The 12,672-nt window shown below is 58.0% G+C and carries 11 protein-coding genes and 1 tRNA gene; 6 read left to right on the forward strand and 6 right to left on the reverse strand.

Annotated features, from left to right (window positions below; all coding sequences use genetic code 11):
- Window positions 1-59: 59 nt before the first annotated feature.
- Window positions 60-497 carry a hypothetical protein gene (locus EKH55_RS03295; RefSeq protein WP_069460534.1) on the reverse strand — a complete coding sequence of 146 codons (438 nt, stop codon included), beginning with the start codon at window positions 495-497 and terminating at the stop codon, window positions 60-62.
- Window positions 498-953: 456 nt separating this feature from the next.
- On the opposite strand from EKH55_RS03295, the gene EKH55_RS03300 reads away from it, so the two are divergent.
- The 4 genes from EKH55_RS03300 (at window position 954) to EKH55_RS03315 (ending at window position 4,813) form a co-directional block, all read left to right on the forward strand.
- Window positions 954-1,043 (forward strand) — tRNA-Ser (locus EKH55_RS03300).
- Window positions 1,044-1,145: 102 nt separating this feature from the next.
- The gene (locus tag EKH55_RS03305) at window positions 1,146-2,909 is read left to right on the forward strand and encodes a site-specific integrase (RefSeq protein WP_192803741.1); all 1,764 of its coding nucleotides are present in this window, start codon (window positions 1,146-1,148) and stop codon (window positions 2,907-2,909) included.
- Between the two features lie 128 nt (window positions 2,910-3,037).
- Entirely contained in the window at window positions 3,038-4,291 is a 1,254-nt protein-coding gene (locus EKH55_RS03310) for an NACHT domain-containing protein (protein WP_151610971.1), read from the forward strand.
- Window positions 4,292-4,519: 228 nt separating this feature from the next.
- Window positions 4,520-4,813 carry a hypothetical protein gene (locus EKH55_RS03315; RefSeq protein WP_151610972.1) on the forward strand — a complete coding sequence of 98 codons (294 nt, stop codon included), beginning with the start codon at window positions 4,520-4,522 and terminating at the stop codon, window positions 4,811-4,813.
- 75 nt (window positions 4,814-4,888) lie between these two features.
- Here the strand turns inward: EKH55_RS03315 and EKH55_RS03320 are convergent, their stop codons facing one another.
- A complete protein-coding gene (locus tag EKH55_RS03320) occupies window positions 4,889-5,635 on the reverse strand; it encodes a DUF6998 domain-containing protein (protein ID WP_210249907.1) in 747 nt (248 codons plus the stop codon).
- A gap of 41 nt (window positions 5,636-5,676) precedes the next feature.
- Window positions 5,677-7,260, reverse strand: coding sequence for a hypothetical protein (locus EKH55_RS03325; RefSeq protein WP_151610973.1), 1,584 nt, complete (start codon window positions 7,258-7,260; stop codon window positions 5,677-5,679).
- 139 nt (window positions 7,261-7,399) lie between these two features.
- On the opposite strand from EKH55_RS03325, the gene EKH55_RS03330 reads away from it, so the two are divergent.
- Entirely contained in the window at window positions 7,400-7,591 is a 192-nt protein-coding gene (locus EKH55_RS03330; RefSeq protein ID WP_345790217.1) for a GIY-YIG nuclease family protein, read from the forward strand.
- Window positions 7,592-8,194: 603 nt separating this feature from the next.
- Window positions 8,195-9,229, forward strand: a complete 1,035-nt coding sequence (locus tag EKH55_RS03335; protein ID WP_151610975.1) for a porin — start codon at window positions 8,195-8,197, stop codon at window positions 9,227-9,229.
- Window positions 9,230-9,454: 225 nt separating this feature from the next.
- Here EKH55_RS03335 and EKH55_RS03340 read toward each other — a convergent pair whose 3' ends face one another.
- The 3 genes from EKH55_RS03340 to EKH55_RS03350 all read right to left on the reverse strand — a co-directional run bounded on the left by EKH55_RS03340 (window position 9,455) and on the right by EKH55_RS03350 (window position 12,636).
- Window positions 9,455-10,390, reverse strand: a complete 936-nt coding sequence (locus EKH55_RS03340) for a tyrosine-type recombinase/integrase (protein WP_069460536.1) — start codon at window positions 10,388-10,390, stop codon at window positions 9,455-9,457.
- A gap of 164 nt (window positions 10,391-10,554) precedes the next feature.
- Window positions 10,555-11,538, reverse strand: a complete 984-nt coding sequence (locus tag EKH55_RS03345; RefSeq protein WP_069460537.1) for a porin — start codon at window positions 11,536-11,538, stop codon at window positions 10,555-10,557.
- 234 nt (window positions 11,539-11,772) lie between these two features.
- The gene (locus EKH55_RS03350) at window positions 11,773-12,636 is read right to left on the reverse strand and encodes an alpha/beta fold hydrolase (protein WP_069460538.1); all 864 of its coding nucleotides are present in this window, start codon (window positions 12,634-12,636) and stop codon (window positions 11,773-11,775) included.
- Window positions 12,637-12,672: the final 36 nt, after the last annotated feature.

A 12,672-nucleotide genomic window follows, 5' to 3' on the forward strand; every position in this document is an offset into this window, starting at 1 on the left:
AACTTAACGCATAAGAACCGAAATCGGAATCGCCTCGCGCAAGAAAGATCGCGGTCGTTTCAGCCGCGGCTGTCCGCGCCGAAGAAGAAGGGGCGCGCCGGCGCCGTGAGGCGACGTGGGTCCCTCGTCGTTCTCGCGTTTCGGCTTTCTCCGGTAAAGTAATCGAGGCGGACGATCTCGTGCAGGAACGATTCTTCGATCGTCTTGATGAATTGCACCGCGAGTTTGTCGCCCGCCCGGTGGATCTCGGCGCAACCGATGCGCCGGTTCGTTCCGACGACGTGGAGATAGTAGTGCAGCGGCAAGCCGATCGTGGTGCCGACGGAAAAGCGCGCTCCGCCACGCGAGATTTCGATCATCCTGCAGGCCCGTATGGATACTCCGCCAAGCCCCGGCTGCACCGCCATCAGCGTTCCGGCATGGGCGATGGCGAAGCGCTCGTGACGTTCGTCATAGAGCGGCGAAGGCGCAAGCGAATACATCGTCGACTGCTGCATGCATCTGCTCCGGCAAATGGAGCGCCGACAGTGCAAAGGCGGGCATCATCGGCTTTCGCCGGCGTCGCACCCGTCGCTCCGGTCGGGCTCATGGAAGGTGGAATCCCGGCAAGTCATTCGCCGGCGCTTTTCGCAAACCTGTTGCAAAGGCCGACAGTCAGTCTCCGCCGGCAAGCTTGCAATCCCTTGAAGATATTCGATAGAAATCTAACGAGCGTCGCTTTCCCGCAGACGCCGCTTTGCCTCCGCGCCGGCGCTGCATGAAGACGGTCGGCAAATTGGATACGGATCAGCCGATCCAGGAATGCCTTTGCGGGCAGCACGTCGAAGCGTCTGCAGCGCGCTTCTGATTCGACGGCTCGCCCCGCCGGAACCCGGACGAAAATGGTAGGATTTCCTGAAATCCGACAAAAAAATCTTGCATTGCCGACGCACTGACACTAGTCAGGCGCTAACGGAGAGGTGGCCGAGTGGTCGAAGGCGCTCCCCTGCTAAGGGAGTATACCGGAAACGGTATCGAGGGTTCGAATCCCTTCTTCTCCGCCATTTCCCTCCGATTAGCCCAGGCATGCTGGATTTCGGCCTCTAGGCCAAAGGTTTTGTCGTCAACTGCTACACAAACGTGCTACACGCACGGGTATGGACGACATGGCAAAACCACCGGGCCTCGTTCAGCGTGGCCGTATTTGGTATCTCCGCAAGAGAGTTCCCAACGACCTCGTTGGTCGATACGGGCGGCGCGAAATTCCCATCAGTCTGGAAACCGACGACTACGACACGGCCTTACCCCTGTTTCACGCAGAAATGGCCAAGCTCGAAGCGGAGTTCAGCGCAATACGGCGTCGGCGCGATTTGTTTGCTGGTGTCGCTACCTCAGACTTGCCGCAAGATGTGTTGAACGTCACCGAGGAAGAAGCTGTCGCTATTGCGCGTGCTCTAGTGAAAGAGCGCATTTCCGATCCGGAGAGCAAGCGGACGGCGAGGGAGTACCTTCCTGAGGCAGTTTCCGACATCCGTGACGAAATGAGCGCCGATGTTGGCGATCTACTCGACCCTGACAGCCTTGCTGCCGATCAACGCGTTCAATCAGCCGCCGTGAGTGCATTACGCCGAAATGGCTACAGTGTGCTGGATCGACAGCGCGTGGACGCGCGCCTGTTGGAGATGGTTCGCCGCGCTCTGGCGGCGGCTGGGCGCATTGAATTGGCGCGGTTTGATGGGGACTTTTCCGACGATCCGCGAGATGCGGCCTTTGCGGACTTGTGCGAGGATGATTTGTCGCGGGTAGCGGTCGCCCGTAAGCCAAACATATCCGTATCCTCGGCCATCGACCTATTCTGGGATCGGGTGATTTCCCTTGAGCCGAAGGCGGCGAAAACGGAAGCCAAGTACCGAGCGATCTTCGAGGTCATCAAGCGCTTTTTCGGGGCCGATACCCCTGCCGCGACCATCACCCGTGAGCAATGCTTCGCGTTTCGCGACGCCGTCGCCAGACTGCCACCGAACTACGCGAAGAAGAAGGGCGCGCCGCCACCCGACGCGAGCATAGATGAGATCATCGAATATGCTCGCCAGAACGACCTCCCGGCAATGTCCTATGGTACGCAGGCGATCTACGTTGCATTGATGGTGCGGCTCTTCACATGGGCCAGCAACGAGAGGATGACTAAAGACCTCGTGGTGACCGACATCAAACCTCGCGGCAAACGACCCGCCAAGCACGAGTTGCGCGGCGCCTTCTCTGCCGAACAACTTGCTGCAATATTCGATGCGCCGATCTATCGCGGCTGCAAGGATGACAAGCTCGGATTTGCGACGCCCGGACCCAATATCATCAAGAAGAGCCGATATTGGTTGCCGCTATTGGGACTGTTTACCGGTATGCGCGAGGGGGAAATCCTGAGCCTAACAGCGGACAACGTCCTCATTAGTGAAACGGGTACAGCCTACATCGATCTCAGCAAACGCAAGGGTAAGAACGCCTACAGTAGACGTGAGGTGCCCTTGCATTCAGTTTTGCTGCAGGCGGGTTTTTTGAAGTTTGTCGAAGAGCAGCGGAACTCGGAAAATGGCGCCCTGTTTCCGGACGTTAAAAAGGGCGCCGACGGCACGCAAACAGCGATCTTCTCGAAGCGCTTCGGGACTTTTCTGAAGGCCTGTGGGATCAAGGACATCGACACCGCAGCCTGCTTTCACATGTTCCGCCATACGCTGAAGGATGGGCTCGATCGCGGTCACGTGCCGGAGAATTATATCGAAGCTATCCAAGGATGGTCCCGCAAAATGAAAACAAGCAGGTCATATGGGCAGGGCTTCGAAGCCGATACGCTCAAGCCTTGGATCGAGAAACTAGTGCTGCCGAAGTTCGACCTTTCGCACATCACGGGGCGCACGTGTATGGCCGAATACTAAGCACCCTTGCCGCCCAAAATACCGAGTGAAACCCACGGCGTAATACAACTATGTGGATTACATTTCGGTGCCCTTGAACCTGTTCCACTTCTAGTATCAGGTGAAGATCGCTAGGGCGAGGGTTGCTGATGATAAGTGAGGTTGCGCTGGGTCTTGTCTCCTCGGCATTGCACGAGGGACTGAAACATCCTGTTACCGCGATTAAGTCTGCGGCAACTAGAAGAGCGGAGCTCGGAAAAGCGCTCGATGGCACATCAGCCAGCAATGAGCAGGCGAGTAGAGCCGCTGCAGCACTGGCTGACCTAGCGCGGGTAATCGCCCACCGCTACAATGAATACTCGGAACGAGTGGACGAATTTCTGTCTGAGATCAAGCGCAGTGCTATACCGTCGACACTTACCCATCTACTAATGTGCTCATTGTCGCCGGACGAGATTAAGCCAGCGTTTGACTGCATTTACAACACGTATACACCTCTTCCTTTCGGGGCAGACGAGCTGTTTGATGCATACTGCACGGCAGTTAGGCTTCGGCTAGAGGAGGCAGTCAAGGACAAAGAGCTTCTCAGTATTCTGCAGGCTCAGGTAGGCGATTTGCGGCAGCGTGTAGACGATGTGAGGCGAGCGCTATCGTCAGCAGACAAACTGAAGACAACTCTTTCTTATGACCAGTATCGCGATGCAAAGCTGAAATTGGCAAAGGCAGTTGAGGCCGCAAACAGGGATGTTGCGGTCGAAACAGATCGCGGTACAAAACGCGTGCTAATAAACAAGATTGTAATCTCGGCGCGTCTAAGCTTAACCGATGGAGAGAAAATAGCTGTCCCGAGCCCTGACGGCTCTGGAGACGGACAGAAGCTTAGTTTAAGTGACTTCAAGAGGAGCTTCTATCGGGCGGTGGTTCTCGGCGATCCGGGTGGGGGGAAGTCAACTCTAACCCAATTGCTGTGCTATGATCTGGCAAAAAGAATTTCCGTCGAGGCACAGAATACAAAGCGACCCGGTTTCGAACCACGAGACCTGCTGCTCCCCCTAAAGATAACCTTGAGAAGTTTCGACAAGAAGCAGAAGCAAGACCCTAGCTTCACGCTAATTGATCACATCGTCAACGAGCTCAGAGTGGTGTTGGACAATGATCCCGCGTTTACGGAGGCGTTTTTACTGCACGCTGCCGGTCTACAACGGCTTTACCCACGAAGAGAGGGTGCGCGGCTGGCAGTTAGTAATGTTCATGATCGACAACGACTGGGCGACACGCGGTGCAACATGTTGCATCTCGGGGCAGACACAGCAGCTAAGGCTGCACAGCGAAACTTATTATGGCTGGGAGCCGTACACCCTAAATCATTCGATCCATATGGCCCTCCACCAGCGCTTCAGTAAGCCGGATCAGTGGCGGCGCATTGTCGAGCGATACGCCGCGACAGGCGAAGAATGGTTCGCCCGGCTGTCTTCAGTGCCGATTGACCTCGCGGCGCAGCTACGCGCCAAATTTGGCCCGGAAATTGCGGACATCTTCGCACGCGCTCCGATCCCGGAAGGCGTCACCATTCCCCACCATCAGATATACCGCCGGTCTCCACTGGCGGACTAACCCACAGAGGAGTTGTCATGTTCTCTCATCCTGTCGCCGGTTTCGGCAAGGTCTGCATTCTGGGTGGCATTCTGTTCGCCGGGGTGGCTTTCTCGATGCGCCCGGATCAAGCATCGTTGCTGTTCATTCTGTCTGGCATTCTTGAGAGCTTGGGCTTCTTTTTCCTCCTGCTCGGCGTGATTGCTCAAGGTTTCCTGCGGATCGAGCGCCATCTTGCAGGCATTCCGGAGATGAAGGTTGCGTTTGAAGCATCCGAGCCAAAAACGGCGGCCAGAGGCAACCCTTATCAGAGGAAAGACGAACAGAAATGATCGCCTCCAGCCGAAGCGAGCAGCCTGTTCAAAGCGGTCGCGTTCGCCCAACTGACACAGGCAAGATCACATTGGCTATCTGTCGGTTGGACGACAGTCGCCTTCGGAAAAACCAAAATCATCGCCCATATCAGCGCCTTCACGCGCATTCAGCGCGCGAATGATGTCCGCACCGAGTGCCTGCGTGTTTTTCAGTCCGCCCTTAGAATTGAACAGGTCTACGCCAATTTCTGTCGCTATTGGTCTCAACTTTTCCTTGACGACGACCGGCTGGGCCTTCCCATCTCGACGGATGCGGATTGCGCCGCTTTCGTATTGGACGATTTCAAGGTCGGCGTAATGCGCTTTGGCGATGATCTCCAAATCTTCGGCTGGTCGCTCTTCTCGAAATCCTCGGGCAATCGGATAGATGAGTTGGCTTCCCTGTGGGCGCATCAGGCGTTGCGCATCCTCAGCGGAGATGTCGAGTAGCTCTTCGACCGAGACGCCTTTTTCCTCATCGATATTCATCCGGAGGACCATAATGCGGTCAACGTGGTGAAAGGTGTTTTGGTTGAAGGCAACATGGTTAGAGGTCGTGACGGTTTTCACCGAAATCCGCTCGTTGGAAGCGGAGACGACATCGTATCCGCGTTGATTGGTGTCCAGTGCCATCTGCCCGCGTGTGATCATCGCGGCGTAAAGCTCGCCGATCCGTCCGGTAAGATGGTTCAACTCGCCCGGACTTACGCCCCAGCTGATTTCTTTCTCGAACCAAGACAGTGCCTCGGCGAGTGACTGGATGATCTGGACTTGAGTGAGGGTAGGCCTATTGGTCTTCATTGTCGCTGCCTATGCAACATGTTGCACGAGATATAATTTGGTTAATGCGTTTGCGTCCCAAGTGGTTGTTCTTCTTCGATGGGGCGAATGCCTAATCGACGCTCAATTGCTTGGATGAAAGTCGGGCGCGTGCCAAACCGTTCGTGGGGATCGGAGAAATCTGGTAGGAGGTCCGCTAGGTTGGGATATGCGCCAGTTTGCGTATGGACCCAGTCGCAGTAGTCAACGATGTTTCGCATAGCGAGGATGCGATCACGGGAAAGGCGGGGGGCGTTGAAGGCGAGTTTCGCCCAGAGTTGTGCGACATACCTGCGAGTTTCTTCCTCGCCCGCCTCCCAGACATAGCCCCTTCGCCAATGGCGGAGGCGCCTTATAGTCTCTCGAACTCTATCTAGGGCGCCTTCCCGCTCGGTGGGGGCCAGTTCTATGGCTTCTAGAATGTGATTGGTTGCTCGGATGTCGGGCATCCACTCAATACGATTGCCATTCCAGTAGCCGTCATGACCGAGAAAATTGATGCCCGAAGGTTCTGTTATGACGCACTCCTTCGGGGCCTTCAGCCCCAGAGGCCCACAATCGTGGTCTCTTGCACGACCTACAAGGTAGGCATCTGCCGCCCTCACGCTGTCTAATGCACGTCCGAGGATCAAAATGTTATCCGCGTAGGACATTACACGGACATCATCGGGCATACCGGCTAAAAGGTCTGCCACAAGAACTTCGGCGGCGACAGGCGAAGCAGCGCTTCCTTGTGCCAGCAAGCCTCTGGGGGGAAGAGGCGCATCATCAACTGCCTCGGTAGAATGATCGCCAGACGAACCGGGATTTCCGTGTCTGTAACCGATGACATTCATCACCACCGAACCCGGTAGCGGCCTCAGCAACTTCGCAAGCCCTTGGAGGTTCACGTGAGGATAGAATTGCTCGATGTCCCGTTCTATCGCGTAAACGAACCGTTGCTGGGCATGCTCATCAACCGCCCTTAGAGCGGCTTTGACACCGCCATTTATCGTGAAATGCCGTCCCGTGGGAAGAGGAAACATCGCCTTGATCAGGTCCGCCACCATGCATTGCAGCGCATGCTTTCCCGGCCCGAACGAATATATGGTTCGGCGTCGCTTGTGTGGGGCGGGTTGATGCGTCCTTGCTGTCACGGCTTCAGAGAAATGATAGGTAGCCGTCATTCTTGCGGCCACCTCACGCATCGCGTCGGGCGGATAGCTCGCAAGCAGCTTCTTCGCTCGAACGCTCTTAAGCAGATACAACAACTTCAGATTTTCGTCGCTTAGAAACCGGCGAATGAGGAAGCGTCGTTTATCCCGGTTCGCAGTGTTTTCGATCCGCGCCAGAAGGGCGTCCCGGCGTTCCCTATGGCTAAGGACTTCTTCAACGAAGCTGAGGTGATCGTCGCGGTAGTTGTTAAAGGCGTAAGGCGGCTGGGTCATGCAGACCGTGTAGAACGAACGACGGCCCTTGACCAGAACATGCAGCCGTTGCAACGCGCTGCAAACTGCCTTAACGGTGCTACACGTAACTGCAACACAAACGACGCAGTGTGGCGACCACAGATCGCGGTTTTCCGGGCTCTCTGAGGAATTGATGGCGTTTCCCTTCTTCTCCGCCATCCTGCTTCGCTCTTCGAGCTTCGCAGGATTGGCAGAACTTTTCTGGCGAAGCAGGATGCCCTCCGAAGCTTTAGCGAAGGAGGGCTTTTTGTATTACGTCTACCTTATCGAAAGTCTGTAAACTTGCGGTGAGCGCTATGTGGGGATGACCGCTGATCTCAGGCGGCGCCTGCAAGAGCACAACGCCGGAAAATCTTCCCATACGGCCAAGCTCAGGCCGTGGCGTCTGGAGACCTATATCGCCTTTTCCGATCGGACAAGGGCCGAAGCGTTCGAACGCTATCTGAAGTCCGGATCGGGCCACGCCTTCGCAAGCAAGCGCCTCTGGTGAGAGCCGGCCTTCACCCCTTAACCCTCGATCCGGCGCCTAGCGCGTTCCGCTCTGCATGCGCACCGGCATCTGCGGTTGAACGCTAGCTCCCGAACCGAATCGCCACCCGCTCCACAGCGCCCCCGATTCGCCCATCCCGCGCACAGATTCCCTTGAGAATCACCCGATCCACCCCGATTCTGAGTGTCCGTGCGGCTCGGCCCCCATGCCGAGGCAGACGCAAAGTCCCCGCCCGAATGGGGCCGATGCCCGGTTTTGCCCCGAATTTCGGCCGCTTTCTGCCTCTTTTCGGAACAGCGGGTGCACTATGCATCGCGGCTAAACCCTAGTCGACAAAGGATTTTCTTAAGGCTTTGTTAATCCTTTCAGGCCGTCTGGGGCGATTTTGTGTCGTTTGAGCAACAGGGATCGGGGAAGGGCGGCGCAAAGCAGTTGATCTCGCAAGTTGGTCGTTGCGCGCCCCACCCGGTTTTGTATTTTCAACTCCGGAAGCAAGGGCGGTTGATCGTCCGACTTCTTGAACGAATTGGGGATGGGGCAGGGAACGCTGTCCTTCAGCAAAGAAACCCAGACCCGTGTGAAACTTTTGACTGGAGGTCAGAAATGAACATCAAGAGCCTTCTTCTCGGCTCCGCTGCTGCGCTCGCAGCAGTATCCGGCGCCCAGGCTGCCGACGCGATCGTCGCTGCCGAGCCGGAGCCCATGGAATATGTTCGCGTTTGCGACGCTTTCGGCACGGGCTACTTCTACATCCCGGGCACGGAAACCTGCCTCAAGATCGGCGGCTTCATCCGCGTTCAGGGCGACTTCGGCCGTGACGCCGCGGACAACCGTTGGAACCAGGACGATCTCGGCGGCAACAACCAGTCCACGTCGGATTGGGATATGTTCTCCCGCGCTTACATCTCGTTCGACGCCAAGAGCGACACCGAATTCGGCACGCTCACCGGCTTCTTCGCCATGGAAGCAAACGCCGACAACGATGCTGCCAGCGACGCTGACAGCCTGTTCGACGTCGACGAAGCCTACATCCAGCTCGGCGGCCTCAAGGCCGGCTTCTTCTACAGCTGGTGGGATAAGGGCCTGAACGGCGAAACCGACGACCTCTCCACCAACTCGGAATTCAACTCGATCGCCTATCTCTATGACGGCGGCACGTTCCAGGCTGGCGTTGCCATCGACGAACTCGAAGGCACCTCCACGAAGGCTAACGGCGTTGGCATCGAAGGTATCGTCTCCGCATCGCTCGGCGGCGTAAGCTTCGACCTGCTCGGCGGCTACGACACCGAGTTCGAAGAAGGCGCCATCCGCGCCCTGCTTTCGGCCGACCTCGGTCCGGGCGTCTTCCAGCTCGCTGGTATCTGGGCTTCCGACTTCAACGCCTACTACGGCGATGCCGAGTGGACCGTTGCTGCTTCTTACCGCTTCAATGCAACCGAGAAGTTCGCAATCACCCCCGGCGCTCAGTACTGGAGCGATGTCGACTTCATCGACGGCAACGACCAGTGGCGCGTTGGCGTAACGGCCGACTACCAGATAACCGAAGGTCTCGCTTCGCGTCTGTCGGTTCAGTACACCGATCCGGACATCGGCGACGACTCCGTCAGCGGCTTCCTCCGCCTGCAGCGTGACTTCTAATCTGACCTGACCTCGGTCAGTAAAGGAAAGCCCGGCTCATCGAGCCGGGCTTTTTTGACTCCGGGGCTGCGATCGGCATGGTAGAGATTCTTGAACCCGGTCACGTGTCCGATGGAATAACTCCGGGACAGCCGCCGGCGAGCTGGCGATCGGAGAGGAAAGTCTCTTCAGCCAAGGGCTTGGCGCAGGATTCCGGTCACAAATGCAGGATGAGGATCGGTGAGTTCAACTCGCCAAATGCCGCTCGAGAACGGGCACGCACATGTCCAGATCGTGCGTTGCCAGATGGGCGTAGCGCATGGTCATCGTCAGCGTCTGATGGCCGAGCCACATTTGAACCCGTCGGAGATCGATGCCGCCGCGCACCAGGCGCGAGGCGCAGGTATGTCTTAGGATGTGGGGAACGATGTCTTCTTCATCGCCGAGCCCCGCATCCTGCTTGGCCGCATTCCAGACCGCCCGAAATTTTTGCGGGTCGACGTCGCCGAATGGTCCTGGGGATCGATCTGCGAGGGCTTTCAGAACCCTTTTTGCTCTCGTGGTCAGGGGGACAGTGCGGCTGCGTCCCGATTTCGTGATCCAGAACGTTGCCCGCCCCTCATGAATGTCGTTCCACTTGAGGCCGATGGCCTCGCCGAGGCGAGCGCCCGAATCCACGAGGAATATCGAGAATTGCAGAAAGAGTTCGGAGCGGATCCCGATTTCCCGGAACAGCGCTTCCTCTTCATCGGCTTCCAGGAAGCGCAGGCGTCCGGCTCGCTCCTTCTGGCGCCTGAATTCCGGCAGACTGTGGATCTCGCCCATCTTATACGCTTTCCGCAGCAGCTTGCTCAGCGCCGACATCTTTCGATTGATGGTCGCGTTGCTGTTGCCGCGTTTGCGTAATGCGCCGATCAGACTGTCGAGCAAATCCTGCGAGAAGGTGGAAAACCGGGCGCCGAGCAGAATCTCGTCGAGCTCGCCGATGAAGGCTTTTACATTATATTTGTGGTGGCCTTCGTCCCACAGGATGTCGGCGTAGCGATGAAACAATTCGGCTAGCGAGGTCTCCTTGACCAGGCCCTTCGGGCCCTTCTGACCAAAACAATAATTGACCTCGTATTCCGGACTTGCGCCCGAAATCCCGAAGTCGCTCGCCAATTTTGCGGCGCCTGACGTCACGTTTGCTGTTTCCTTACCACCCCACCACGAATGGACCAAGAAACCGCTGGCGCTCAAGCCAACGCTTATATTTCATCCGCCTAAAGAACCCAGGCGGCACGCATATGTTGCAGTACGGCAACAGCCCGCAACCCTTAGAGTTGCGGGCTTTGCGCTCGTTCAGATTAGAAGTCGCGCTGCAGGCGGAGGAAGCCACCGACGGAGTCATCGGCATTGTCGGCGTCGGTGTACTGAACCGACAGACGCGACGAGAGACCTTCCGTGATCTGATAGTCGGCCGTTACGCCAACCTTCCACTTGTCAACGCCGTCGACGAAGGCGAGATCGCTCCAGTACTGGGCGCCGGGGGTGATCTTGAACTTGTCGGTGACCTTGAAGGCGTAGGAGGCGGCAACCGTCCACTCAGACTGGCTGAAGTAGGCGTTCGCGTCGGAAGCCCAGATACCAGCGAGCTGGAAGACGCCCGGGCCGAGGTCGGCCGAAAGCAGGGCGCGGATGGCGCCTTCTTCGAGTTCCGTGTCGAAGCCGCCAAGCAGGTCGAAGCTTACGCCGCCGAGCGAAGCGGAAACGATGCCTTCGATGCCGACGCCGTTGTTGCGGGTGGTGATGTCTTCGAGTTCGTCGATGGCAACACCAGCCTGGAACGAACCACCATCATAGAGATAGGCGATGGAGTTGAATTCCGAGTTGCTGGAGAGCGAGTCAGTCTCGCCGTTCAGGCCCTTATCCCACCAGCTGTAGAAGAAACCGGCCTTCAGGCCGCCGAGCTGGATGTAGGCTTCGTCGATCTTGTAATCGGCATCGGCGACGTCGTTATCGGCATCAGCCTCGAGCGCATAGAAGCCGGTGAGCGTGCCGAATTCGGTGTCGCTCTTGGCGTCGAAGGAGATGTAAGCGCGGGAGAAGACATCCCAGTCGGAGGGAGCAGATTCATCACGGCCGAAGTCGCCCTGAACGCGGATGAAGCCGCCGATCTTGAGGCAGGTTTCCGTGCCCGGGATGTAGAAGTAGCCCGTGCCGAAAGCGTCGCAAACGCGAACATATTCCATGGGCTCCGGCTCGGCAGCGACGATCGCGTCGGCAGCCTGGGCGCCGGATACTGCTGCGAGCGCAGCAGCGGAGCCGAGAAGAAGGCTCTTGATGTTCATTTCTGACCTCCAGTCAGAATTGAACATCGGGCCACCGATGGCGATCGCCGCTACCCCCTCTGGCCTGCCGGCCATCTCCCCCACAAGAGGGGGGAATCGATGCGGCACCATTGCGCCTCCACCAGCGCGTTCCGCTTGTAGAAACGTTTCGATTGGATCGAGGGGCAGCCGAGCACATTCTCCCCCCTTGTGGGGGAGATGGCCGGCAGGCCAGAGGGTAGAGCTTGCGGCCTTCTACCTGCGCACGAAATCGCCGATCGCCTGCTTCAGTCCGTCGAGATGCAGGAGCGGCGCGTGGCCTTGGCCGATCGCGGTCACTGCGATCAGTCCGGAATGCCGTCGCGCCATTTCCTGGACCGTCGCTTCGCTGAGCAGTCGGGAATGTTCACCGCGTACGACCATCATCGGAATATTGGTGAAGGCGTCGAACTGGGGCCAAAGTGGCGAAAGCACGCTTTCGCCGGTGAGATCCAGCAGCTGCGCGGCGATCGCTGGATCGTAGTCGGCGATCGGCGTGCCATTCTGGTCGCGGTAGATCGCTTCGGCCATGGCGCGCCAGTCGTCGGCGGTGAGGATCGGGAAGTCCGGGCCGTGCACCGTCCGGAGATAGTCGGGCGCCACCGCCCAACTCGCCGGCCCGTCCTTGGTGTTCAGGTAGTCGCGGATCGCGAGCAATCCCGCCAGTTCGATCACAGGGCCGATATCGTTGAGAATGGCGCGAGCAACAAGGGCAGGGGTGGTGACGGCGAGGTGATGAAGGATCAGGCCCCCGCGCGAGGTGCCGATGAAAGTGGCCTTGTCGATGCCGAAATGGGCGCATGCCGTGACGATGTCCTCGGCCTCGACGGGAATTGCGTAGCGGCTCTTGTCCTCGTCACGCGCCGACTGCCCGCGGCCGCGATAGTCAAGCGAGACGATCGCGTGCGCGCCGCCTTCGGGCGAGGCGAGGAAAACAGCGAGGTCGTGAAAATCGCGGCTGTTGCGGGTCAGCCCCGGCAGGCAGACGATAGGGCTGCGACGTTGCCCGATCGCGGGGCCGTAGGATCGAGCATAGAGCTTCAAGCCGTCCTTGGCGCGGAAATAATGTTCCTGAAACATCTGGCTCCTTTGGGGCGGGTGGGTCGTTAAAGGTGC

Origin of the sequence: Sinorhizobium alkalisoli, assembly GCF_008932245.1 — a bacterium.
GTDB classification, from domain to species: Bacteria; Pseudomonadota; Alphaproteobacteria; order Rhizobiales; family Rhizobiaceae; genus Sinorhizobium; species Sinorhizobium alkalisoli.

Excerpts from the sequence above, each read along its gene's own strand:
- EKH55_RS03295 (WP_069460534.1), bottom strand. The coding sequence starts at position 497 with ATGCAGCAGTCGACGATGTATTCGCTTGCGCCTTCGCCGCTCTATGAC.
- EKH55_RS03305 (WP_192803741.1), top strand. The coding sequence starts at position 1,146 with ATGGCAAAACCACCGGGCCTCGTTCAGCGTGGCCGTATTTGGTATCTC.
- EKH55_RS03310 (WP_151610971.1), top strand. The coding sequence starts at position 3,038 with ATGATAAGTGAGGTTGCGCTGGGTCTTGTCTCCTCGGCATTGCACGAG.
- EKH55_RS03315 (WP_151610972.1), top strand. The coding sequence starts at position 4,520 with ATGTTCTCTCATCCTGTCGCCGGTTTCGGCAAGGTCTGCATTCTGGGT.
- EKH55_RS03320 (WP_210249907.1), bottom strand. The coding sequence starts at position 5,635 with ATGAAGACCAATAGGCCTACCCTCACTCAAGTCCAGATCATCCAGTCA.
- EKH55_RS03325 (WP_151610973.1), bottom strand. The coding sequence starts at position 7,260 with ATGGCGGAGAAGAAGGGAAACGCCATCAATTCCTCAGAGAGCCCGGAA.
- EKH55_RS03335 (WP_151610975.1), top strand. The coding sequence starts at position 8,195 with ATGAACATCAAGAGCCTTCTTCTCGGCTCCGCTGCTGCGCTCGCAGCA.
- EKH55_RS03345 (WP_069460537.1), bottom strand. The coding sequence starts at position 11,538 with ATGAACATCAAGAGCCTTCTTCTCGGCTCCGCTGCTGCGCTCGCAGCA.
- EKH55_RS03350 (WP_069460538.1), bottom strand. The coding sequence starts at position 12,636 with ATGTTTCAGGAACATTATTTCCGCGCCAAGGACGGCTTGAAGCTCTAT.